This is a genomic window from Nocardioides sp. 616 (genome assembly GCF_002930065.1).
GTDB lineage: Bacteria > Actinomycetota > Actinomycetes > Propionibacteriales > Nocardioidaceae > Nocardioides > Nocardioides houyundeii.
This window is the reverse complement of the sequence record NZ_POAG01000019.1, coordinates 158,282-181,813: the sequence shown is the minus strand read 5'-3', so window position 1 is coordinate 181,813 and position 23,532 is coordinate 158,282. Positions and strand designations below refer to the sequence as shown.

Genomic DNA, 23,532 nt, shown 5'->3' with positions numbered 1-23,532 from the left:
CCCCGCATGACACGGGGACACCGGATCAGATTAACAGCGCACGACAGCGGGCTCCCAATCGAGAGCCCGCTGGCGGTGGTGCAGCTGGCTCAGGCCACCGGCGGGGCCGGCGGGTCGGTCTCCATGTGACGCTCGGTGGTGACCTGTCGACCCTGGGCATCGGTGGTGGTGGCCACCGCGCTGGTGCGCCGGCGCGCGTTCTGCTGGGCGATGCTCAGCACCAGCAGCGCCACGCCCGCGATCGCGAGGATCCACCCGATCGTGCCGAGGTTGACCGGGCCCACCTGCTCCTTGTTGACCGCCAGGGACAGGATGAGTCCCACCACGATCAGTCCGACTGCGCCTCCGTAGCCCATCTGCGGTCTCCGTCCATGTCGAGTAAGGCCGCCGTGTGCGGCGCCCCGCTCAGGCATACCCACCTCGGCGGTTGTTCATGCTAGGGCGAGCCATCCAAAATTCTTCGTCGCCGGCAACGAGCGACCGCGTGGCAGGATGCGCCGTGTGACGACCATCACTCGCACCTCGACCTGCAACCTGTGCGAAGCCATCTGCGGACTGCGTCTGGAGCTCACCGATGGTGCCGTGACAGCGGTTCGCGGCGATCCCGAGGATCCCCTCTCCCGCGGTCACATCTGTCCCAAGGGCGTGGCGATCGCCGACGTGCTCGTCGACCCGGACCGGCTGCGCGCGCCCGTGCGCCGTCGGGGCCCGGTCGAGGACCCCACCTGGGAGGAGATCGGCTGGGACGAGGCCCTCGACCTGACCGCCGACCGGCTCTCGGGCATCGTGAACGAGCACGGCGCGGACGCTGTCGGCGTGTACCTCGGCAACCCCAACGTGCACAGCCTCGGCTCCATGACCCACGGCGCGGCCCTGGCCAAGGCGATCCCCACCCGCAACCGCTTCAGTGCCACCTCGGTCGACCAGCTCCCCCATCAGCTGCTGGCCCACCTGATGTACGGCCACCAGCTGCTCCTCCCGATCCCCGACCTGGACCGCACCGAGCTCTTCCTGGCCTTCGGCTACAACCCGATGGCCTCCAACGGCTCCCTGATGACCGTCCCGGACTTCCCAGCGCGTCTGCGCGAGCTCAAGGCACGGGGCGGCCGGATGGTGGTGGTGGACCCCCGCCGGACCGAGACAGCGCGCGTCGCGGACGAGCACCTGTTCATCCGCCCCGGCTCCGACGTCCACGTGCTGCTGGCCATGGCGCGGGTGCTGATCACCGAGGACCTGGCCCGCCCCGCGGCGTACGTCGACGGGCTGGACCGGGTGGCGGCCGCCCTGGCCGACCGGACGCCGGAGCGGGCCGAGCGCGCCAGCGGCATACCCGCGGACCGGATCAGGGCCCTGGCCCGGGAGCTCGCCACCGCAGGGCGGGCCGTGGTGCACGGGCGCATCGGCGTCTCCACCACCGAGTTCGGCACGCTGGCCCAGTGGGGGGTGCAGCTGCTCAACCTGCTCACCGGCAACACCGACCGCGTCGGGGGCGCGATGTTCACCACGCCGGCCATCGACGTCGTGGGCCGCGGCCTCGTCGGCCGCGGGCATCGTGGCGTGTGGCACAGCCGGGTCCGGGGACTGCCGGAGACCAGCGGGGAGCTGCCGGTGGCCGTCCTGAGCGAGGAGATCGAGACCCCCGGGCCGGGACAGGTCCGGGCCCTGCTCACCATGAGCGGGAACCCGGTGCTCTCCACCCCCGACGGCGCCCGGCTCGACCGGGCTCTGGGCGGGCTGGACTTCATGGCAGCCGTCGACTTCTACATCAACGAGACCACCCGGCACGCCGACGTCATCCTGCCGCCCACCTCACACCTGGAGCGAGACCACTACGACCTGGTCTTCAACGCTCTCGCGGTCCGGAACACCGCGCGCTTCTCCCCCGCGGTCTTCGCCAAGAGCGCCGACCAGCGTCACGACTGGCAGATCTACGCCGGACTGGTACGCCGCCTGGGGCAGCGGCTGGAGCGGAGGTCGTCGGTGCGCAAGCGCCTGGTCACCCGCGCGCGGCTCGCGGTCTCCCCCACCAGGACGGTCGCCCTGCTGCTGCGGACCGGCTCCTCGAAGGTCACCCTGCGGGCGCTGCGACGCGCTCCGTCCGGGATCGACCTGGGTCCCCTCCGGGAGGGCCGGCTGCCCGACCGGCTGCACACCCGGGACGGCCGGATCGACGCAGCCCCCGACCTGGTGCTCGACGACCTGTCGCGGCTGGACGCCGCGGTCGCCCCACCCGCGGGCTCGCTGCAACTCATCGGTCGCCGGCACCAGCGCGACAACAACTCCTGGATGCATAACGCCGAGCGGCTCACCCGGGGCCGGGCCCGGCACCAGCTCTTGATGCACCCCCAGGACCTGGCGTCGCGGAGCATCGCCGACGGCAGCCGGGTGCGCGTGGCCTCCGCGGTGGGCAGCGTGGTGGTCGAGGTCCAGGCGAGCGAGGACATGATGCCCGGCGTCGTGTCACTGCCCCACGGCTACGGGCACGGGCGCCCGGGCAGCCGCATGCACCGCGCCGCGAGCGTCGAGGGCGTCTCGATCAACGACCTCACCGACACCGAGATCCTCGATGTCTCCGGCAACGCCGGGCTGAGCGGGGTGGTCGTCACCGTCACCGCCGAGTGAGTCCGCACTCGGCCGATCAGCCGAGGGCGAGCCTGGTCCGGCGTACGTCGTCGTGCATAGTCTCGATGAGGGAGTCGACTCCCTCGAACCGCACCATGCCGCGCAACCGCTCGACGAAGGAGACCTCGACCTCCACGCCGTAGAGCTCCAGGTCGTCGCGGTCCAGCACGTAGGACTCCACGCGACGCTCGCGCTCCCCCGCGAACGTGGGGTTGGTCCCCACGGAGATCGCCGCCGGGTAGCGCGCCCCGGTGTCGAGCCTGGTGAGCCACCCGGCGTACACGCCGTCGCTGGGAGCCGCGGCCATGGCGGCGGTGGGCACGTTGGCGGTGGGGAAGCCGAGTCCCCGTCCGCGCTGGTCCCCCTGCACCACGACGCCGCGGACGGTGAACGGGCGTCCCAGCGCCTCCGCGGCCCCCGCCACGTCACCGGCGGCCAGGCAGTTGCGCACATAGGTGGAGGACCAGACCTGCGGACCCCCGTCCAGGGCGACGCCCTCGACGGCGAAGCCGCGGACCGCCCCGACCTCGCGCAGCAGGGCGAGGTCACCGGCCGCACGCTTGCCGAAGCGGAAGTTCGCACCCACCACCACCGCCCGGGCATCGAGCGCCTCGACCAGGATGCGGTCGATGAACTCCTCCGGGCTCCAGCCCGCGATGTCCCGGTCGAACGGGATGACGAGCACGTCGTCGACCCCGGCGTCCCCGAGCAGTCGCACCCGGGTCTGGATCGAGGTCATGATCGGCGGGGCGTGCTCGGGCCGCAGCACCGCGATGGGGTGAGGGTCGAAGGTCACCACCACCACCCGCGCGACACCCAGGTCGTCGGCGACCTCCCGGGCGCGTCGCAGCACGTGCTGGTGTCCCAGGTGGACCCCGTCGAAGTTGCCGATGGTGACGACCGTCGGGCCCACGTCCGCGGGCACCTCGGTCAGCGAACGCCAGATCTGCACGTAATCAGCCTGCCACACGGCCTGGTCACACGAAGACGGCGACCGGTCGCGCGCCGTCCGGGGTGGGTTCGTACAGCGCGAGGAACTGCCCGTCGGGGGCGAAGAGCGCGGTCAGCGCGTCCAGGTCGAGGGCGAGCGCCCGGCCCACCCGAGCCGAGGCGGCCTGGTCCTCGTCGAGCTCGCGGCAGGCGAAGCTGCGCCGGGCGGCCTCCGCGATGGGGAGCACGGCGAAGTGCTCCTCCAGCTCCTCCAGCTCGCGGGCGGTGCCCAGGTCGAAGCTCCCCACCGCGGTACGCCGCAGGGCACTCAGGTGGCCGCCCACGCCCAGTGCCGCGCCCAGGTCGCGAGCGATGGCGCGGATGTAGGTGCCGCTGGAGCAGCGCACGCTGATGTCCACCTCGAGCGTCTCCCCGGCAGGCTCGATCCTCGACACCGTGATCTCGTGGACCGTCACGGGGCGGGCGGGGAGCACCACCTCCTCGCCCTCGCGCACGCGCTGGTAGGCCCGCTTGCCGTCGACCTTGATCGCCGAGACCGAGGTGGGCACCTGCTCGATGTCCCCGAGGAACGCCTCCAGCGCCGTGCGCACCGCTGCCGGGTCCACCCCCGAGGCGTCCGTACGAGCCGTGGGCTCGCCCTCGGCGTCGTCGGTGTCGGTGGCAACTCCCAGCACCACGGTGGCGTCGTAGGCCTTCTCCGTGAGCATGAGGTGTCCCAGCAGCCGCGTGGCGCGGTCCACCCCGAGCACGAGCACCCCGGTCGCCATCGGGTCCAGGGTGCCGGCGTGGCCGACCTTGCGGGTTCCGGCCAGACGACGTACCCGGGCCACCACTCCGTGCGAGGTGATCCCGGCGGGCTTGTCGACGACGACGAGCCCGGGCTCCACACTCACTCCCGCTCGTCGTCCTCGTCGTCCCCGACCTCGGCCTCGGGGCTGTCGGACTCCTCAACCACCTCGCGGGGCTTGCGGTACGGGTCCTCCTCGCTGGCGTACGTGGCGCCGGCGCGCTGGGCCGCCACCGCCTCGTCGCTCGCCCTGGCCGCCGCGAGCACCTCGTCGAGGTGGCGGGCGGTCTCCGGCAGGGCGTCTCGGACGAACTCCAGCGTCGGGGAGAGACGCATGCCGAGCTGCTTGGCCACCTCCGAGCGGAGCAGCCCCTTGGCCGACTCCAGGGCGGCGGCTGATGCCTCGACCTCGGTCTCCTCACCGAGCACGGTGTAGAAGATCGTGGCGTGCTGGTTGTCGCCGGTGACGCGAACCTCGGTCACCGTGACGAACCCGAGCCTGGGGTCCTTGATCCGCCGCTCCAGCATCTCGGCCACGATGACCTGGATCCTGTCGGCGATCTTGCGCGACCGTGCGTTGCCCATGTTCCTACCTTCGTGAAAATGCCGAGTCGGCGCCAGCCTTGCGGCCAGCGCCGACTCGACGGGGGTTACATCAGGAGCGCGGGATCTCGCGCATCTCGAAGGACTCCACGACATCGCCGATCTTGATGTCCTGGAAGTTCTTGAGCACCAGACCACACTCGAAGCCCTCGCGGACCTCGGAGGCGTCGTCCTTCTCCCGCTTGAGCGAGGCCAGGTCGAGGTTGTCGGCCACGGTCTTGCCGTCGCGCAGGATGCGCACCTTGGCGTTGCGGCGCACGGTCCCCGAGGTGACCATGCAGCCGGCGATGTTGCCCGCCTTGGAGGAGCGGAAGATCTCGCGGATCTCCGCCTGACCCAGGACGGCCTCTTCGTACTCCGGCTTGAGCAGGCCCTTGAGCGCCGCCTCGATCTCCTCGATCGCCTGGTAGATGACCGAGTAGTAGCGAATCTCGACACCTTCCTTGTCGGCCATCTGAGCCGCCTTGCCCTGGGGCCGGACGTTGAAGCCGATGATGATGGCGTCGGACGCAGCCGCCAGGTCGACGTTGGTCTCGGTGATCGCACCGACACCGCGGTCGATGACCCGCAGCGTGACCTCGTCGCCGACGTCGATCTGGGCCAGCGAGTCCTCGAGGGCCTCGACCGAGCCGGACACGTCACCCTTGAGGATGAGGTTGAGCTCCTGGCTCTCGCCCTTCTCCATGGAGGCCATGAAGTCCTCGAGGGTACGACGGACGCGACGCTTGGCCTGCATGGCCGCACGCTCGCGCGCCTCGCGCTTCTCGGCGATCTGGCGAGCCATGCGGTCGTCGTCGACCACGATGAAGTTCTGACCCGCACCCGGCACGGCACTGAGGCCGAGGACCATCGCCGGACGTGCCGGGTCTGCCTCGGTGATCTCGTTGCCGAACTCGTCGAGCATGGCCCGCACCCGGCCGTGTGCCGGACCGGCCACGATCGAGTCGCCGACCCGCAGGGTGCCTCGCTGGACCAGCACCGTGGCGACCGGGCCGCGACCGCGGTCCAGGTGCGCCTCGACCACGAGGCCCTGGGCGTCCTGGGTGGGGTTGGCCCGCAGGTCCAGGGACGCGTCGGCGGTCAGCACGACCGCCTCCAGGAGCTTGTCCAGGTTGAGCCCGGACTTGGCCGAGACGTCGACGAACATCGAGTCGCCGCCGTACTCCTCGGGGATGAGGCCGTACTCGGTCAGCTGGCCACGGACCTTGGTCGGGTCTGCCTCCGGCTTGTCGATCTTGTTGACCGCGACGACGACCGGCACTCCGGCGGCCTTGGCGTGGTTGAGCGCCTCGACCGTCTGGGGCATCACGCCGTCGTCCGCCGCGACCACGAGGATCGCGATGTCGGTGGCCTGCGCACCACGGGCACGCATGGCGGTGAACGCCTCGTGACCGGGGGTGTCGATGAAGGTGATCCGGCGGTCGACGCCGTCGACCTCGGTGTGGACCTGGTAGGCACCGATGTGCTGGGTGATGCCACCGGCCTCCTTGGCGACGACGTTGGCGTTGCGCAGCGCGTCGAGGAGCTTGGTCTTTCCGTGGTCGACGTGACCCATGACGGTGACGACCGGCGGTCGGATGACCAGGTCGGACTCGTCGCCCTCGTCGGAGCCGAACTCCAGGTCGAAGGACTCCAGGAGCTCGCGGTCCTCGTCCTCGGGGGAGACGATCTGGACGACGTAGTTGAGCTCCTCGCCGATCAGCTCGAAGGTCTCGTCACCCACGGACTGGGTGGCGGTGACCATCTCGCCCAGCGAGAAGAGCATCTGCACCAGGGCTGCTGCGTCGACGTTGATGCGCTCGGCGAAGTCGGTCAGCGAGGCGCCGCGGGGGAGACGGACGGTCTCCCCGTTGCCCTTGCGGACGCGCACGCCGCCGATGGTCGGGGCCTCCATGGCCTCGAACTCCTGGCGACGGGCGCGCTTGGACTTGCGGCCGCGACGTGACGGACCACCGGGACGCCCGAAGGCACCCTGGGTCTGGCCACGCTGGCCCGGGCGCTGGCCCGGGCGACCGCTGGCCGGCGGACCGAAGCCACCGGGACGGCCGCCTGCAGGCGCACCGGCACCGGGACGGCCCGGGGCTCCACCACGGGACGGGGCGCCGGGACGCCCGGGGGCGCCACCGCGTCCGCCCGGTCCACCAGGACCGCCGCCGGGGCCACCGGGGCCACGACCGAAGGAGGAGGGGGACTTGGGCATCATCGCCGGGTTGGGTCGCGGCATCCCGGGACGGGCCGCGGCGGCACCGCCCTCGCGGGAGGCCGGGGGCCTCGGGGGACGCTGCTCGTCACCGGGCGCCGCGGGCGCGGCAGGAGCAGCCGGACGGCGGCCCATGCCCTGGCTCGGGGCGAACGGGTTGTTGCCGGGGCGGGGCGCACCGGGCTTGCCCACGGGCCGCGGAGCGGGCGTGGGGGCCTTCGGCGCTGCCGGGGACGCGGCCTTCGGCGCTGCCGCGGCGGGCGCCTCGGCGGTCGGGGCCTGGGCCGCGGGTGCGACAGGAGCCTCCGGCTCCGGCTCCGGGGTCGGCTTGGCCTTGGGTCCGGGCTTGGGGCCCGGGCGGGCGGGGGCCGGGGACGGCGCCTCAGCGGCGGCGGGCGCAGCTGCGGGAGCGGCCGCTGGAGCGGCTGCCTCGACGACGGGCGCGACGTCCTGGACGACCGGTGCGGTCTCCGCGGGACGCGGCGCGGGCTTGGGGCCGGGCTTGGCGGCAGGTGCCGCCGCGGACTGCTCCGCTGCCGGGGCTGAGGACGCGGAGCTCTTCAGCTCGGCGCCGTACTGCTTCTTGAAGCGCATCTCGACAGGGGGCTCGACGGTCGACGATGCCGACTTGACGAACTCCCCCATCTCCTTCAGCTTCTCGAGAACGAACTTGCTCTCGACTCCGAACTCCTTGGCGAGTTCGTGGACTCGGGTCTTGGCCACGTTAGAACGCTGCTCCTTCTGGCCCGAGCCCCGAAGGGATGTTTTTCGGACCGTTAGTTGTGGTGCTGGCTCATCGGAAAGTACTCATCGAGTGCTCATGAGCTGCCTGCTCCAGTTTCTGGTCGGTGATCACGGTGTCGATCTTGGTGGGTGAGCGGTGAGGTACTCCCCCAGCGGTGTGACGGCGAGCCCTTCGCGGACCCTGAGGGCCCGGGTGAAAGCTCGGCGTCGCACCGCGAGTTCGTAGCACTCGGACGTGGGGTGCAGGTGCGCCCCGCGACCTGGTGACGTGGCGGTGGGATCAGGGACGACGGCCGGAAGGCCGTCTGGCCCCTTGCCTGCCACCACGCGCAACAACTCGCTCTTCGTGGCCCGCTCCCGGCATCCCACGCAGGTCCTGATGGGGCTGAGGACTGGGGATACCGTTGCACGTGCCACTGACTCAACCTTAGCGGGTGCCGCCAGGTAATTCCGAACCGGGAGCACACCGCGGGCGCGCAGCCGGGACCAGGCTCAGTCCTCGTCGGGCTCGTCGGAGCGGATGTCGATGCGCCAGCCGGTCAGCCGAGCCGCCAGGCGGGCGTTCTGCCCCTCCTTGCCGATGGCCAGCGAGAGCTGGAAGTCCGGGACCACGACACGGCAGGAACGGGCAGCGGCGTCCAGCACCTCCACCGAGGTCACCCGCGCCGGGGAGAGCGCGTGGGCCACGAACTCCGCAGGCTCCTCGGACCAGTCCACGATGTCGATCTTCTCGCCGTGCAGCTCCGCCATGACGTTGCGCACCCGCTGGCCCATCGGCCCGATGCAGGCACCCTTGGCGTTCACGCCCGCCACCGTGGAGTGCACCGCGATCTTGGACCGGTGCCCCGCCTCGCGCGCTATTGCCGCGATCTCGACCGTGCCGTCGGCGATCTCGGGGACCTCGAGGGCGAACAGCTTCTTCACCAGGCTCGGGTGCGTCCGGGACAGGGTGATCTGAGGACCCCGCATGCCCTTGCGCACCGAGACCACCAGGCACTTGATGCGAGTGCCGTGCGCGTAGACCTCGCCCGGGACGCGTTCGCTCACCGGCAGGACGGCCTCGAGCTTGCCGAGGTCGACCATCACGTCGTCGGGGTTGTGTCCCTGCTGGATGACGCCGGAGACGATGTCGCCCTCACGTCCGGCGAACTCGCCGAATCGCAGGTCGTCCTCCGCGTCCCGGAGCCGCTGCAGCATGATCTGCTTCGCCGTGGTCGCGGCGATGCGGCCGAAGCCGTCCGGGGTGTCCTCGTACTCCGCCACCACGTTGCCCTCGGCATCGAGCTCGGCGGCCAGCACCGAGACGTGCCCGTTCTTGCGGTCCAGGGTCACCCTGGCGCGCTCCTGGGCACCGGGGGTCTTGTGGTAGGCGGTGAGAAGCGCCTGCTCGATCGCCTCGACGAGCACGTCGAAGGAGATCTCCTTCTCGCGTTCCAGCATCCTCAGGATGCTCAGGTCGATGTCCATCAGTCGTCCTCGTCCTCGTTCTCGTCCCCGTGCATGTCCTCGTGCAGATCCTCGTGCACGTCAGGGTCCTGGCCCTCGTCCTGCTTCCTGCGGTTGAACTCCACCTGCACCAGCGCCTTGACAATCTCGGCGTAGGCGATCCGCACGGTGGCTCCCTCGACCTCGAGGGACACGGACTCGTCGTCGTGCTGCTGGATGCGCCCGGTGACGGGCTCCCCCTCCACCAGGGTGACGCGCACCAGGCGGTCCTGGTTGCGTCTCCAGTGCCGCGGCAGCGTCAGCGGCCGGTCCACCCCCCGGGAGGTCACCTCGAGGAGGAAGGGCATCTCCCCCATCACGTCGGAGTCGTCGAGGACCCCGGAGATCTCGCGGGTCGCCTCGGTCACGTCGTCGAGGTTCACCCCGCCGTCCTTGTCCACGGCGATGCGGAGCACGCGGCGCTTGCCTGCCGGCGTGAGCTCGACCGCCTCGACGTCGAGACCGAGCGCACTCAGGGGGCCGGCGATCTCCGCTTCGATGCGGCTCCGAGTGGCGTCGTTCCTGGCCTGGCTCATGTGTCGACCTCCGTGTGCTGTTGTCGGCGCCCACCATAGCCCCGAGCGACCCCCGAGGCAGAGTCCGGGCGCTGGCGCGTGGAGCGTCCAGGGCTCGGTAGGGTTGTCCGGTGTCGGAGTACCAGCTCACCCCGTCCAGACGTGCCGTGCTCGTCGCCGCCCTGGGGGCGGGCGCCCTGCTCACGGGATGCGATGTCGAGGGCTCGGCCAGCACCGAGCCCCCTCCCCCGGACCCCGACTCAGCTCTCCTCGCGGCCGTCCTGGCCAGGACGCTCTCGCTGCGGACGATGCTCGGCGAGACCGTCGCCGCCCACCCCTCACTCGCGCCGACCCTGAGCCCCTTCGACCTGATGCATGCCGACCACCTGGCGCTGCTGGGCCCGGTCGGGGACACCTCCTCGGCCAGCCCGTCCCCGGCACCCTCGGTGCCACCGGCTCCCCGCCGCGCCCTCACCCGGGTGCAGTCGGCCGAAGGCCGGCACGCCTCCTGGTTGCGCGCCAGCGCGGGTGAGGCCCGTAGCGGCCGGTTCGCCCGGGTCCTGGCGTGCATGAGCGCCGGGGTCGACCAGCACCTGGCGAGCGCGGCGGCCGCCAGGGTGAGCCCATGACGACCGCGGACACCTCGGGGACGACCTCGAGCGCCCTGCAGGCGGTGCTGAGCCTGGAGCATGCCGCCGTCCAGCTCTACGGTCTGCTGGGCGGCCAGACGTCGTTGACCGCCGAGCCTGCGCGGCACGGCCTGATCACCGCCCGCTATGCGGTGCACCGGGAACGGCGCGACGACGTGGTCTCGGCCCTGCGGCGGCGAGGCGTCGAGCCGACTCCTGCCGCGAGTGCCTACCACCTGCCGACCCTCGGGTCGCCTGCCTCGGTGGCGGCGGCCGCACTCGAGATCGAGCAAGAGTGCGCGGGGGCCTACGCCCAGCTGGTGAGCCAGAGCGAGGGCCGGTTGCGCCGCTGGGCCATCAGCGCCCTGGGCGAGACCGCCCTGGCCGAGCTTGCCTGGGGCGCCCGGCCCACGTCGTTCCCCGGTGCCGACGAGCTGTAGGCGCGGCGCTCGCGCGTGGACAGCGGCCCGGAAAGTCCGAAGGCCCGCGGTCTCGACTCCTTGGGGAAGTCCCGAGATCTTCCCCAGAAAGCCGAGCCGGCGGGCCCTGGTGGACTGGTCAGCAACAGTCCGTCGTGGAGTTCAACCTGGGTCGAGGATCACTTCACTGACATGAGTATGCAGCAGAGAATGGACCGGAGTAACGGCTTGTCACCTGCATGTTCTTGCAGTGCGTAAACCCGCAACAATCCCGTCAGCCTCGGACCGCCGCGACGATACGGCCGGCCGCCTCCGCCACCGGCACCTCGACCCGGTCGTCGCTGCCGCGGTCCCGCACCTCGACGGTGCCGTCGACCAGCCCCCGGCCGACCGTGACCAAGGTGGGAACCCCGATGAGCTCGGCGTCCTTGAACTTCACCCCGGGGCTGATCTTGCCGGCCCGGTCGTCGTAGATCACGTCCAGCCCCTGGGCCGACAGGTCGGCACAGAGCTGCTCGGCCGCGGCGAACACCGCGGGGTCCTTGCCCGCAGCCACGACGTGCACGTCGGCCGGGGACACCTCACGCGGCCAGCACAGCCCCGAGGCGTCGAGGGTGTTCTCGGCGATCGCCGCCACCGCCCGGGAGGGACCGATTCCGTACGAGCCCATGGTGACGGTGACCAGCTTGCCGTTCTCGTCGAGCACCTTCAGGTCCAGCGCCTCGGCGTACTTGCGGCCGAGCTGGAAGATGTGCCCCATCTCCACGCCCCGCGCCGACTCCAGTGAGCCCTCGACACACGCCGGGCACTCGTCGCCGTCGCGCACCTCGGCCGCCTCGATGGTGCCGTCCGGGGTGAAGTCCCGACCTGCCACCAGGTCGATGACGTGGCGACCCTCGGCGTCGGCGCCGGTGACCCACCGGGTGCCCTCGACCACGCGCGGGTCGACCAGGTACCGGATGCCGGAGGCGGACTCCTCCCCGAGCATCCCGGGCCCGATGTAGCCCTTGACCAGCGTCGGGTGCTTGCGCAGCTCACCCTCGTCCATGGCCTCGACCTCTATGGGCTCGAGCTGACCCTCCAGCCGCTTCTGGTCGACCTCGCGGTCCCCGGGCAGGCCGATCGCCAGGGGCTCACGGGTGCCGTCGGGGTGCTTGAGCACCACGAGCACGTTCTTGAGGGTGTCTCCGGCGTGCCACGGGCGGTCCTGGCGGGGGTACTGCGCGTTCAGGTGGTCCACCAGGGTGGCGATCGTGGGCGTGGCCGGGGTGTCCTCGGCGTGGGCCGGCGGCACTCCGTCGTGGTCCACGGGCTCCGGCGCGCGGACCGTGACCGCCTCGACGTTGGCGGCGTAGTCGCAGTGGGTGCACCGCACGTAGGTGTCCTCCCCCACGTCGGTACGAGCCAGGAACTCCTCCGAGCGCGAGCCACCCATGGCGCCGCTGGTCGCACGCACGATGACGTAGTCGAACCCGAGCCGGTCGAAGATCCTGACGTAGGCGTCACGGTGCCGCTGGTAGGCGGCCTCCAGGCCGGCGTCGTCGACGTCGAAGGAGTAGGAGTCCTTCATCACGAACTCCCGGCCCCGCAGCAGACCGGCGCGGGGCCGCGCCTCGTCGCGATACTTGGTCTGGATCTGGTAGATCGAGAGCGGCAGGTCCTTGTAGGAGGAGTACAGGTCCTTGACCACCAGGGTGAACATCTCCTCGTGGGTGGGACCCAGCAGGTACTCACCGCCCTTGCGGTCGGTGAGCCGGAAGATGTTGTCGCCGTACTCGGTCCACCGGTTGGTGGCCTCGTAGGGCTCCTTGGGCAGGAGCGCGGGGAAGAGCACCTCCTGGGCGCCGATCGCGTCCATCTCCTCCCGGATGACCCCCTCGATGCGGCGCAGCACCCTCAGCCCCAGCGGCAGCCAGGTGTAGATGCCCGGGGCCACGCGGCGGATGTAGCCCGCGCGGAGCAGCAGCCGGTGGCTGGGCACCTCCGCGTCTGCCGGGTCGTCTCGGAGCGTGCGCAGGAACAGCTGGGACATCCGCAGGATCATGGGGGTCAGGCTACTGGCGCGTCGAGGCGCGCGACGAACCGGAGCGCGCCGCGGCGCCCGGGCCCCGGCACTGGCGGAACACGCCTGGGAACAAGCCCCTAGAACATGATGGTGGCGAACCGGGCGCTCTCGGTGAATCCCACCCGCTCGTAGGCGGTGCGGGCCGGGTGGTTCCAGTCGTTGAGGTAGAGCGAGACGACCGGCGCGATGCTGCGCCGCACGTGCTCCACCACCGCCGCCATGCCGTGGGTGGCCAGTCCCTCGCCCCTGCGGTGCGGTGGAACGAAGACGCCCTGCACCTGGGCGGCGTACGGCGACACGCACGCCACCTCCGCCTTGAAGATCACCTCGCCGGCGTCGTCGAACCGGGCGAAGGACCACTGTCGTGCGATCAGCTGCTGGATCCTGGCTCGGTAGAGCTCTGCCCCGCCGGTGGCCTCGGGTGAGACCCCGACCTCCTCGGTGTACATCGCCACGCACGCCGGGTAGAGCGCTGCGAGGTCCTCCCGCGTGGTGTTGCGGACACCGGGATCGGGATCGACGAGGGGATCACCGGCGATCTCGAGGTGAGGCTGGAGCCACCGCTCCTCACGCGCGGCACCCCAGGCACCGTCGATCGTCTGCCAGATCTGACGCACGGCCGCGTCCGGTCCCACGATGGTGCTGGCCCGGCGCCCCACCTGGACCGCGCGCTCGGCGAAACGGGCCGCGGACTCCTGGTCGCACTGGACCGGCACCAGGTTGGCGCCGGCGTGGCAGGCAGCCACCAGCCGGCCGGAGACGAAGCGCCCCCAGACCTCCCCGCCGAGCCATCGCGGGTCCAGCCCGGTCGTCCGCGCCCGGTGGTCGGCGAAGACGTTGACCACGGGGTCGGCGTCCGCGAGGGCCAGGAACTCCGCCAGGTCGGCGGCGCCGAGGACGCGGAGCTCGTCGGTGGTCACGGCCGCGAGCCTAGACCGAGCAGTGCCGCCGCCGGCAGTCAGGAGACGTTGACGGAGGGCGCCGCACCGTCGACGGGCTCCATGCCTTCGGCGATGCGCAGGGCCTCCTCGATCAGGGTCTCCACGATCTGGGACTCCGGCACGGTCTTGATGACCTCGCCCTTGACGAAGATCTGCCCCTTGCCGTTGCCCGAGGCCACGCCGAGGTCTGCCTCACGCGCCTCTCCTGGTCCGTTGACCACGCAGCCCATGACGGCCACCCGCAGCGGCACCTCGAGGCCCTCCAGCCCCGCGGAGACCTGCTCGGCCAGCGTGTAGACGTCGACCTGGGCGCGACCGCAGCTGGGGCAGGAGACGATCTCGAGCCGGCGCTCGCGCAGGTTCAGCGACTGCAGGATCTGCAGGCCGACCTTGATCTCCTCCACCGGCGGGGCCGAGAGCGAGACCCGGATGGTGTCGCCGATACCCCGGCTGAGCAGGGCGCCGAACGCGGTGGCGGACTTGATCGTCCCCTGGAAGGCCGGCCCCGCCTCGGTGACGCCGAGGTGCAGCGGCCAGTCGCCGCGCTCGGCGAGCATCTCGTAGGCCGCCACCATCACGACCGGGTCGTTGTGCTTCACCGAGATCTTGAAGTCGTGGAAGTCGTGCTCCTCGAACAGGCCCGCCTCCCACACGGCCGACTCCACCAGGGCCTCCGGGGTGGCCCGGCCGTACTTCTCCAGCAGGCGCTTGTCCAGCGACCCGGCGTTGACGCCGATCCGGATGGAGGTCCCGCGGTCCTTGGCGGCGCGTGCGATCTGCTTGACCTGGTCGTCGAACTGGCGAATGTTGCCCGGGTTGACGCGCACCGCGGCGCAGCCGGCGTCGATCGCGGCATAGACGTACTTCGGCTGGAAGTGGATGTCGGCGATCACCGGGATCTGGGAGTGCCGGGCGATCTCGGGGAGCGCGTCCGCGTCGTCCTGGCTCGGGCACGCGACCCGCACGATGTCGCACCCGGCGGCGGTCAGCTCGGCGATCTGCTGCAGCGTGGTGTTGACGTCGGAGGTCAGGGTGGTGGTCATCGACTGGACCGAGATCCGGTGGTCGCTGCCCACCCCCACGGAGCCGACCTGGATCTGGCGGGTCTGTCGTCGGGGAGCGAGGACCGGAGGCGGGAGCGCGGGCATGCCCAGCCCGATGGCAGTCATGACTGCAAGGTTACTTCGCCGTCCCCGACAGCACTCATCCGGTGAGACTGAGCGGCACGACGAGGTCGCCCACGATGAGCACCATGCCCATCACCAGCAGCGCCGAGCCGACGACGTAGGCAACCGGCAAGAGCTTGGCGGTGTCGAAGTGTCCCGGGTCGGGGCGGCGGCGCAGGCGGGCCAGGGCCCGGCGCGCGGCCTCGTACAGCGCCCCGGCGATGTGCCCGCCGTCCAGCGGCAACAGCGGCAGGAAGTTGAACATGCCGATGAAGAAGTTGAAGCCGGCCACGAGCATCAGCAGGTAGACGGCCTTGTCGACCCCCGGCGCGATCTCGTTGGAGACCGCCTCCCCGGCGAGCCGGCCGCCGCCGACGATCGAGACCGGGCTCATCGGGTCGCGCTCCTCCAGGCCCACGATCGCCTTCGCGACCCCCCAGACCTTCTGCGGCAGGTGCACCATGGCCTGGAGCGTGTCCACGGTCATGCCGCCCATCTGACCGAGCGTGTAGCCGAGCCCACCGGTGACGTTGTCCACCTCGGGCGTGACCCCGAGAAAGCCCACCTGGACGGGCGTGGTGTCCTCGGTGGAGGTGGGCCGGGCGGTGACGGTGGTGGTGGCGACCACGGTCTGCTCGGCACCGTCGCGGCGGATCACGATCTCGGCCCGGCCGTCGGCGTTGCCGCGGATCAGGTCCTGCAGCATCTCCCAGTCGGTGATCTGCACCCCGTTGAACGAGACCAGCTCGTCACCGGCCCGGATCCCCGCGGCGTACGCCGGCGCGACGGGGTCGTCGCTGCGGCACTCGCGCTGGTCCTCGGACGCCGGCACCACACAGGCACTGACGTCTGCCACGACCGGTTCGGCGCGCTGGTCCGAGGGGTTTCCGTAGGTGGCGAACACGGGCGCGAAGATGGCCAGGGCGATGAGGATGTTGACCGTCGGACCCCCGGCCATCACCACGACCTTCTTCCACCAGGGCATCCGGTAGAACAGCCGCTCCTCGTCACCGGGCTCGATCAGCTCCCACTCCGCGCTGCGGGCGTCGGAGATGAGCTGGGTGAACATGCCGGTGTTGGACTGGCGGACCTTGAACAGCGGGGCCCCGTTCTCGTCGAAGCCGGCGGGCTCCGCCAGGTCCTCGGCGCCGGGCGGCAGCATGCCCACGATCTTGACGTAACCGCCCAGGGGGATCGCCTTGACGCCGTACTCGGTCTCCCCGACCTGCTTGCTCCAGACCGTCGGCCCGAAGCCGATGAAGTACTGGGTGACCTTGCCGCCGAAGGCCTTGGCCGGGATCAGGTGCCCGAGCTCGTGCAGGCCGATCGAGGCCAGGATCGCGACCACGAAGATCACGACGCCAGACAGGTACAGCAGCGCAGTCATGAAGCGGTCAGGTCTCCTCGGATCATGCGGTGTGCCGCCTCGCGGGCCCATGAGTCGGCCGCGAGGACGTCGTCCACGGTCAAGTTCTCCTTGGAGGGTACGCCGTGAGCCCCAAGCACGCGCGAGATCGTGTCGACGATCTCGGGGAAGGCGAGCCTCCCGTCGTGGAAGGCCTCCACGCACTCCTCGTTGGCCGCGTTGTAGACCGCCGGGGCGGTGCTTCCCCGCTCACCGGCCGCGCGGGCCAGCGACACCGCGGGGAAGACGTCGTCGTCCAGCGGCTCGAACCGCCAGTCGGCGGCCTTGGTCCAGTCGATGGGGGTCTCGGCGTCCGGCACCCGGTCCGGCCAGCCCATCCCGAGCGAGATCGGCACCAGCATGGTGGGCAGGCCGAGCTGGGCGACCACGGCGCCGTCGACGAACTCCACCATCGAGTGGATCAGCTGCTGGGGGTGGACCACCACGTCGATCCGGTCGTAGGGGACGTCGAAGAGCAGGTGCGCCTCGATCACCTCCAGGCCCTTGTTGACCAGGGTGGCGGAGTTGGTGGTGATCACCTTCCCCATGGCGAAGTTGGGGTGGGTCAGGGCCTGGTCCGGGGTGACCCTCTCCAGCTCGGCCCGGCTGCTCCCCCGGAACGGTCCGCCGGACGCGGTCAGCACCAGGCGACGCACCTCCGCCCGGGTGCCGGCGCGCAGGCTCTGGGCGATCGCGCTGTGCTCGGAGTCCACCGGCACGATCTGACCGGGACGGGCCAGGTCGCGGACCAGCGGACCGCCGATGATCAGCGACTCCTTGTTGGCCAGCGCCAGCACGTTGCCCGCCTCGAGCGCCGCCAGGGTCGGCCGCAGCCCCACCGCGCCGGTGACGGCGTTGAGCACCACGTCGCAGCCCCGGGCGGCGGCCGCGATCGAGGCCTCCTCGCCCAGCCCGGAGAACTGCGGAGCGAACTCCGCCACCTGCGCCTCGAACAGCGCGGGATTGCTACCGCCGGCGGTGAGCCCGACCACCCGGAAGCGCTCGGGGTGGGCCCGCACGATGTCGAGCGCCTGGGTGCCGATCGAACCGGTGCTGCCGAGGATGACCACGTCGCGTCGCTTCACCCTGGGAGTCTCTCAGGTCGCGCGTGCCTCCGCTCCGGTCAGCCCTGGCCCCGCAGGGTGGGGCGGAGCGAGTCCAGGACGGTCTCGTCCTCGATGGTGGAGGGCACCCGCGCCTGCTGACCGTCGGCGATCTGACGCATCGTGGCGCGCAGGATCTTGCCGCTGCGGGTCTTGGGCAGCCCCTCGACCACCGCAACCTCGCGGAAGGCGGCGACCGCGCCGATCTGGTCACGCACCATGGCCACCAGCTCGTCGCGAATCTGGTCGGGGTCGGCCTGCACGCCCGCCTTGAGGACCACGAAGGCCCGGGGCAGCTGGCCCTTGAGCTGGTCCGCCACCCCGATCACCGCGCACTCGGCGACCGCCGGGTGCCGGGAGATGACCTCCTCCATCGACCCGGTCGAGAGCCGGTGTCCGGCCACGTTGATCACGTCGTCGGTGCGGCCCATCACGTAGAGGTAGCCGTCGGAGTCGAGGAATCCACCGTCCCCGGATAGGTAGTACCCCTCGAAGGCCGACAGGTAGGAGGAGACGAAGCGCTCGTCGTCATGCCACAGGGTCGACAGGGTGCCCGGCGGTAGCGGCAGCCTCAGGCAGATCGCCCCCTCGGTGCCGGCCTCGACCGGGACGCCGTCGGGCCCCAGCACGGCCACGTCGAAGCCGGGCACCGGCACGGTCGGCGAACCGGGCTTGATCGGCATCGGCTCCAGGCCGCGCAGGTTCGCCGCGATCGGCCAGCCGGTCTCGGTCTGCCACCAGTTGTCCACCACCGGGACCCCGAGCTTCTCCCCCGCCCACTCCAGGGTGTCGGGGTCCAGGCGCTCCCCGGCCAGGAAGAGGGTCTGCAGGCCCGAGGTGTCGTGCTCGGCGAGCAGGGCCGCGTCCGGGTCCTGCTTGCGGATCGCGCGGATCGCCGTGGGCGCGGTGAGCAGCGCCTTGACCCCGTGCTCGGCGATGACCCGCCAGAAGGCCCCGGGATCCGGCGTACCGACGGGCTTGCCCTCGTAGAGCACGGTGGTGGCCCCGTTGATCAGGGGCGCGTAGACGATGTAGGAGTGGCCGACCACCCAGCCGACGTCGGAGGCGGCCCACCAGACGTCCCCCTCGCCGCATCCGTAGACGGCGGGCAGGGACCAGGCCATCGCGACCGCGTGTCCGCCGTTGTCCCGCACGATGCCCTTGGGCTTGCCGGTGGTGCCGGAGGTGTAGAGGACGTAGAGCGGGTCGGTGGCCGCGACCTCGACGCACTCGGCGGGGTTGGTGCGCCCCGCGCGCATGGCCAGGTCCCAGTCGAGGTCGCGGTGCTCGACCAGCGACGCCAGTGCCTGCGGGCGCTGCTTGACCACCACGGCGCCGGGGGCGTGGTCCGCGAGCTCGAGGGCGCGGTCGAGCAACGGCTTGTACTCCACCACCCGGCTGGGCTCGATGCCGCAGCTGGCGGTGAGCACCACCTTCGGCGTGGCGTCGTCGATGCGGACGGCCAGCTCGTGCGGGGCGAAGCCGCCGAAGACCACTGAGTGGACGGCACCGAGCCTGGCGCAGGCCAGCATGCCCACGACCGCCTCGGGGATCATCGGCATGTAGATGACGACCCGGTCACCCTTCTCCACGCCGAGGTGGCGCAGGACCCCGGCGAACGCCGCCACGTCGGCCAGCAGCTCGGCGTAGGAGATCCGTTGCTGGACGCCGGTGACCGGGGAGTCATAGATGATCGCGGTCCGGTCGGCCGCTCCCTTGGCCACGTGCCGGTCGAGCGCGTTGTAGCAGGTGTTGAGCGTGGCGTCGGGGAACCAGCGGTAGAACGGGGGCCGGTCGTCGTCCAGCACCCGGCGGGGCTTGCGGAACCAGTCGACCAGCGCGGCCTGCGTGCCCCAGAACGTCTCCGGGTCTGAGATGGACTGCTGGTACTCGGTGCGGTAGGTCATGGCGACCATCGTCGCGAAACGCCGCGACCGAGTCCACGGCACCCCCTCGCGCGGTGCTCGACCGCGGCACTCATCCCAGCCCGTTCTCCGGTGTCGCGGCGGGCTTCTGCGGACTCCTCAGCCAGGCGGTGAAGAACCCGGCCAGGTCCTGCCCGCTGAGCTGCGCGGCGAGCGCCTCGAAGTCCTCGGAGGTGCCGTTGCCGTTCTTGCGGCTCTCCAGCCACGTGCGCAGCAGGCGCCAGAAGACCTCTTCCCCGATCCGGGTGCGCAGCGCCTGCAACGTCATCGCGCCGCGGCCGTAGACAGCCGAGTCGAAGATGTCGTCCCGGCCCGGGTCTGCGACCACCACCTTCCAGAAGGGGTCTGCGGGCTTCATGGCCTGGTGCCACTGGACCAGCCACCGCTGCGCCGACCGGCCGCGGGCCAGCTCGTCGTGACGCACCTCCATGAAGGTGGCGGCGCCTTCGTTGAGCCAGATGTCGCGCCAGCGGCCCACGGACACGCTGTCACCGAACCACTGGTGCGCCAGCTCGTGCACGATCAGCGAGGTGCTACCGCGCCCCAGTGCCGGATAGGTGGGGCGAGTCTGGTTCTCCAGCGCGAACCCCGGGTTCAGCCCGGTCACCAGCCCGCCGGTGGTGGAGAAGGGGTACGGCCCCAGCTGGGACTCCAGCCATTCCACCACGGCCGGGGTGCGACGCAGCATGCGCATCGAGGTCCGGCGCGCCGGAGCGGGGAGCCGACGGGATGCGGCGACCAGCCAGGGTCGTCCGTTGCGCACCCCACGGTCGATCTGGAACCTGCCAGCGGCGAAGTAGGCGAGATAGGAGGCCATCGGTTCGGCGGCGTGCCACTTCCACGTCGTGCTCCCCCGGCGCTGGACCCGGTCCACCAGCTGCCCGTTGGCCACCACCTGCATGCCCCGGGGCACCCGGACCGCGATGTCGTAGGTCGCCTTGTCCGTGGGGTGGTCGTTGGCCGGGAACCACCACGGCGCCATGTGCGGCTCGTTCATCGTGACGATCTCCCGGTCGTCGGCGAGCCAGTTGCCCTCCCCGGCGTACCGGCGCTCTCCCGGCTTTCCGGCGTAGGAGACCGTCACCTCGACCTGCGTGCCCGTCACCAGCGGTTCGGCCGGCGTGATGACCAGCTCGTGGCCCTTGGCCCGGCGGTGCTTCGCCTCGACGCCGTCCACCGTGACCTCGGTGACCGGCAGGAGCAGGTCGAGGTTGAACCGGGAGAGGTCCGCGGTGGGACTGATGGTCACAGTGGTGCGACCACGCAGCCGAGCCGAGTCGAAGTCGTAGCGAGCCCTCACGTCGTAGTGCAGGACGTCGATGCCTCCGTTGCCGTCCAGCGGGAAGTAGGGGTCGCCCACACCGGGAGCACCCCGGCCGGGCGCCTCCCGGGCGTCGGGGACCGCGGCGGCGGGCGAGCCGGCCGCCAGCACCAGGACCAGCGGGATGGCAGCCAGGCTGCGGGGCTGCACTCGTGCCACGGGACGCCTCATGCACGTGAACCTAGCGTTCGGAGACGGGGGCGGCCAGCCCCATTCAGCCGCACGTCGTGGTTTAATATGAGTAATTCACGCGACTTAGGGGCAGACATGCACGTGATGACCATCGGGATACCTGAGCTTGGCAACCTCACCCACCTGGTCCACGACGGCTACCAGGCACTGGTCGTGGACCCGCCGCGCGACGTCGAGCTGGTCGAGGAGGCCGCCGAGCTGGCGGCGCTGCAGATCGCAGCGGTCGCCGACACCCACGTGCACCACGACTACGTCTCCGGCGCCGCCCTCCTGGCCCGGCGCCACGGCGCGCCGTACCTGCTCAGCGCCGACGAACGGATGGAGCGGGACCGTCAGCCGGTGCAGGACGGGGACGTGCTCGACGTCGGCTCGCTCCGCGTGGAGGTGCTGGCCACCCCTGGCCACACCCTGCACCACCAGGCCTTCCTGGTCACCGGGGACAGCGGTCCGGCGGCGCTGTTCACCGGCGGGAGCCTGGTCCCGGGCAGCGTCGGACGTACCGACCTCTGCGACCCCCTGCTGGTCCGCCACCTGGCTCGCGCACAGTGGTCAGGGGTGCGCGCCCTGCGCCGTCTGGACCCCGACACCACGGTCCATCCCTCGCACGGGCAGGGCAGCCGGTGCGTGGCGCGGGGCGCGGTCGCCCTCGGCGACACCCCGCTCGTCCTGGCTGACGAGATCGCGCGCAACCCGGTCTTCCGGCTCCCTCGCGAGGAGTTCGTCGAGCAGCTCGTGGCCGGCTTCGGCCCGGTCCCGGCCCACTTCCCGCGCCTGACCCGGCTCAACCGCGGCTGCACCGACACTGCCCCGCGACCTCCCGGCGCTGCGCTGGCGGTGGACGACCTGCACGGAGTGCTGAGCCGGGGCGGCTGGCTGGTGGACCTGCGCGACCGGGCCGCCTACGCCCGGGGTCATCTGTCCGGGTCGGTCAACATCGAGTACGGCGCCTCGTTCGCCACCTGGCTCGGCTGGCTCAAGCCATCGTACGCCGAGCTCGCGCTCGTCTCGGACTCCCCCGAGCAGCTGTCCTGCGCGGTCCGAGACCTCGACCGCATCGGCATCGAAGGAGTTCCCGTGCACACCCTGGACCCCGAGCCCACGCTGCGACCCGACCCCTACCACCGGCGCAGCACCTGGGCCGAGCACGGCACCGCGCCGGTCGGGGCGACGCTGGTCGACGTCCGCGACGCGGAGGAGTTCGAGCTGGCCCACGTGCCGGGTGCGGTGCACATCGCGCTGCACCAGGTCGAGCAGCGCGCCCGCGACCTCCCGCCCGGAGAGCTGTGGGTCTACTGCCACAGCGGCTACCGGGCGGGCATCGCGGCCAGCCTGCTGCACCGGGCCGGACGCAGCGTCGTCCACGTGGACGACAGCTGGGACCACGCGGTGAGCCTGAGTGTCCCGCTCACCGCCTCGCGCGCCGCCTGAGCGCACCCGCGGGAAAATGCGTTGCCGCGGACCCCGGCAGGGTCCAGGATCGTCTCGTGAGGTGCGTCCGCGCCCGCTGCACGAGAGGAGGCACGACATGGCCACGACTGTCACCGGCCTGCCCATAGACCGCCTTCTCGCACCCAGCTGGAGCACCTCCCATGCCACTGCAGTTCCCAGAGACACCTGATCGAGACCCTTCCCGCGACCTCGACCCCCGCTTCGTCTTCGACTTCCGCGCCTACGACGAGCTGCGGGACCCGGCGCAACGCTGGTCCACCTGGCTCGACGTGGAACCTCTCATGCGCGGTCCCGAGCCGCGGCCCGCCTGGGTCGTGACCTCCCAGGGGGCTGTCGACACCGAGCTCGGCATCCTCAAGACGGGCAAGGAGGCAGACGTCTTCCTCCTCGAGCGCACCGACCCGCACGAGCCCCAGGCAGGGGTCGTGATGGCCGCCAAGCGCTACCGCGACACCACTCATCGCAGCTTCCACCGCGCCGCCGCCTACGCCGAGGGCCGGACCACGAAGCGGTCGCGAGACACCAGGGCGCTCAAGCGCAAGTCCACCTGGGGCCGGGCCGTGGCAGCCGGTGAGTGGGCGGCGGCGGAGTGGACTGCGCTGAAGCGCCTGTGGGAGCTGGGCGTGCCGGTCCCCTATCCCGTGCAGATCGACGGCTCCGAGATCCTGATGGAGTGGATCACCCACGACGGCGAGACGGCTCCGCGCCTCGCCCAGACCCGGCCGCCGTCGCCGCTGCTGGCGCACTACTACGAGCAGCTGGTGGGCGTGGTGACGACGCTCGCCGTTGCCGGGGTGGCGCACGGCGACCTGTCCGCCTACAACATCCTGGCTGCGGGCGACCGGCTGGTGGTGATCGACCTGCCGCAGGTGGTGGACCTGGCCGGCAACGCCCAGGGCCTGGACTTCCTGCTCCGTGACTGCACCAACATCTGCACCTGGTTCCGTGCTCGCGGGCTCGAGGTGGACGAGCAGGAGCTGTTCGCGCAGGTGACCGCCCAGGCATTCTGA

The 23,532-nt window shown here is 71.3% G+C and carries 20 protein-coding genes; 5 read left to right on the top strand and 15 right to left on the bottom strand.

The window, feature by feature from the left end:
• Window positions 1-89 precede the first annotated feature (89 nt).
• Window positions 90-356, bottom strand: a complete 267-nt coding sequence (locus C5H89_RS12095) for a DUF6458 family protein (RefSeq protein WP_104107266.1) — start codon at window positions 354-356, stop codon at window positions 90-92.
• A gap of 145 nt (window positions 357-501) precedes the next feature.
• Between C5H89_RS12095 and C5H89_RS12090 the strand changes: the two genes are divergently transcribed.
• Window positions 502-2,622: a molybdopterin-dependent oxidoreductase gene (locus C5H89_RS12090; RefSeq protein WP_240181828.1), complete on the top strand. Its 2,121-nt coding sequence runs from the start codon at window positions 502-504 to the stop codon at window positions 2,620-2,622.
• A 16-nt stretch (window positions 2,623-2,638) separates the two neighbouring features.
• On the opposite strand, the gene C5H89_RS12085 is transcribed toward C5H89_RS12090, so the two are convergent.
• From C5H89_RS12085 to rimP, 7 genes are all read right to left on the bottom strand, one after another.
• On the bottom strand, window positions 2,639-3,574 hold the full coding sequence (locus C5H89_RS12085) for a bifunctional riboflavin kinase/FAD synthetase (RefSeq protein ID WP_104107264.1): 936 nt from the start codon (window positions 3,572-3,574) through the stop codon (window positions 2,639-2,641).
• A 25-nt stretch (window positions 3,575-3,599) separates the two neighbouring features.
• Window positions 3,600-4,466: a tRNA pseudouridine(55) synthase TruB gene (gene truB / locus C5H89_RS12080; RefSeq protein ID WP_205304999.1), complete on the bottom strand. Its 867-nt coding sequence runs from the start codon at window positions 4,464-4,466 to the stop codon at window positions 3,600-3,602.
• Entirely contained in the window at window positions 4,463-4,945 is a 483-nt protein-coding gene (gene rbfA, locus C5H89_RS12075; protein ID WP_104107262.1) for a 30S ribosome-binding factor RbfA, read from the bottom strand. Before rbfA ends, truB begins: the two co-directional genes overlap by 4 nt.
• A gap of 70 nt (window positions 4,946-5,015) precedes the next feature.
• A complete protein-coding gene (infB, locus tag C5H89_RS12070; protein ID WP_104107261.1) occupies window positions 5,016-7,886 on the bottom strand; it encodes a translation initiation factor IF-2 in 2,871 nt (956 codons plus the stop codon).
• A 129-nt stretch (window positions 7,887-8,015) separates the two neighbouring features.
• On the bottom strand, window positions 8,016-8,276 hold the full coding sequence (locus tag C5H89_RS12065; RefSeq protein ID WP_275887117.1) for a YlxR family protein: 261 nt from the start codon (window positions 8,274-8,276) through the stop codon (window positions 8,016-8,018).
• A gap of 123 nt (window positions 8,277-8,399) precedes the next feature.
• Window positions 8,400-9,374 carry a transcription termination factor NusA gene (gene nusA, locus C5H89_RS12060; protein ID WP_104107259.1) on the bottom strand — a complete coding sequence of 325 codons (975 nt, stop codon included), beginning with the start codon at window positions 9,372-9,374 and terminating at the stop codon, window positions 8,400-8,402.
• Complete coding sequence (rimP, locus tag C5H89_RS12055; protein WP_104107258.1) at window positions 9,374-9,928, bottom strand: ribosome maturation factor RimP; 555 nt, start codon at window positions 9,926-9,928, stop codon at window positions 9,374-9,376. The genes nusA and rimP overlap by 1 nt, the downstream gene beginning before the upstream one ends.
• A 110-nt stretch (window positions 9,929-10,038) precedes the next feature.
• Here rimP and C5H89_RS12050 point away from each other — a divergent pair, with 110 nt between their 5' ends.
• Both C5H89_RS12050 and C5H89_RS12045 read left to right on the top strand, forming a co-directional pair.
• Window positions 10,039-10,536, top strand: a complete 498-nt coding sequence (locus C5H89_RS12050) for a hypothetical protein (RefSeq protein WP_104107257.1) — start codon at window positions 10,039-10,041, stop codon at window positions 10,534-10,536.
• Complete coding sequence (locus tag C5H89_RS12045; protein ID WP_104107256.1) at window positions 10,533-10,976, top strand: ferritin-like domain-containing protein; 444 nt, start codon at window positions 10,533-10,535, stop codon at window positions 10,974-10,976. Before C5H89_RS12050 ends, C5H89_RS12045 begins: the two co-directional genes overlap by 4 nt.
• Window positions 10,977-11,229: 253 nt before the next feature.
• Here the strand turns inward: C5H89_RS12045 and C5H89_RS12040 are convergent, their stop codons facing one another.
• From C5H89_RS12040 to C5H89_RS12010, 7 genes are all read right to left on the bottom strand, one after another.
• Window positions 11,230-12,999 (bottom strand): proline--tRNA ligase, encoded by a 1,770-nt coding sequence (locus C5H89_RS12040; protein ID WP_104107255.1) that lies wholly within the window; start codon window positions 12,997-12,999, stop codon window positions 11,230-11,232.
• Window positions 13,000-13,097: 98 nt separating this feature from the next.
• Window positions 13,098-13,940 (bottom strand): GNAT family N-acetyltransferase, encoded by an 843-nt coding sequence (locus C5H89_RS12035; RefSeq protein WP_104107254.1) that lies wholly within the window; start codon window positions 13,938-13,940, stop codon window positions 13,098-13,100.
• A gap of 38 nt (window positions 13,941-13,978) precedes the next feature.
• Entirely contained in the window at window positions 13,979-15,130 is a 1,152-nt protein-coding gene (gene ispG / locus C5H89_RS12030) for a flavodoxin-dependent (E)-4-hydroxy-3-methylbut-2-enyl-diphosphate synthase (protein ID WP_104107253.1), read from the bottom strand.
• Window positions 15,131-15,164: 34 nt separating this feature from the next.
• Window positions 15,165-16,514, bottom strand: a complete 1,350-nt coding sequence (locus C5H89_RS12025) for a site-2 protease family protein (RefSeq protein ID WP_104107252.1) — start codon at window positions 16,512-16,514, stop codon at window positions 15,165-15,167.
• A complete protein-coding gene (dxr, locus tag C5H89_RS12020; protein WP_205304998.1) occupies window positions 16,511-17,617 on the bottom strand; it encodes a 1-deoxy-D-xylulose-5-phosphate reductoisomerase in 1,107 nt (368 codons plus the stop codon). Before dxr ends, C5H89_RS12025 begins: the two co-directional genes overlap by 4 nt.
• 38 nt (window positions 17,618-17,655) lie before the next feature.
• Entirely contained in the window at window positions 17,656-19,542 is a 1,887-nt protein-coding gene (locus tag C5H89_RS12015; protein WP_104107251.1) for a propionyl-CoA synthetase, read from the bottom strand.
• 70 nt (window positions 19,543-19,612) lie between these two features.
• Entirely contained in the window at window positions 19,613-21,052 is a 1,440-nt protein-coding gene (locus C5H89_RS12010) for a M1 family metallopeptidase (protein WP_104107250.1), read from the bottom strand.
• A 96-nt stretch (window positions 21,053-21,148) separates the two neighbouring features.
• Here C5H89_RS12010 and C5H89_RS12005 point away from each other — a divergent pair, with 96 nt between their 5' ends.
• Together C5H89_RS12005 and C5H89_RS12000 are read left to right on the top strand one after the other, a co-directional pair.
• The gene (locus C5H89_RS12005; protein ID WP_114149425.1) at window positions 21,149-22,501 is read left to right on the top strand and encodes a rhodanese-like domain-containing protein; all 1,353 of its coding nucleotides are present in this window, start codon (window positions 21,149-21,151) and stop codon (window positions 22,499-22,501) included.
• A gap of 161 nt (window positions 22,502-22,662) precedes the next feature.
• Window positions 22,663-23,532, top strand: a complete 870-nt coding sequence (locus tag C5H89_RS12000; RefSeq protein ID WP_104107248.1) for an RIO1 family regulatory kinase/ATPase — start codon at window positions 22,663-22,665, stop codon at window positions 23,530-23,532.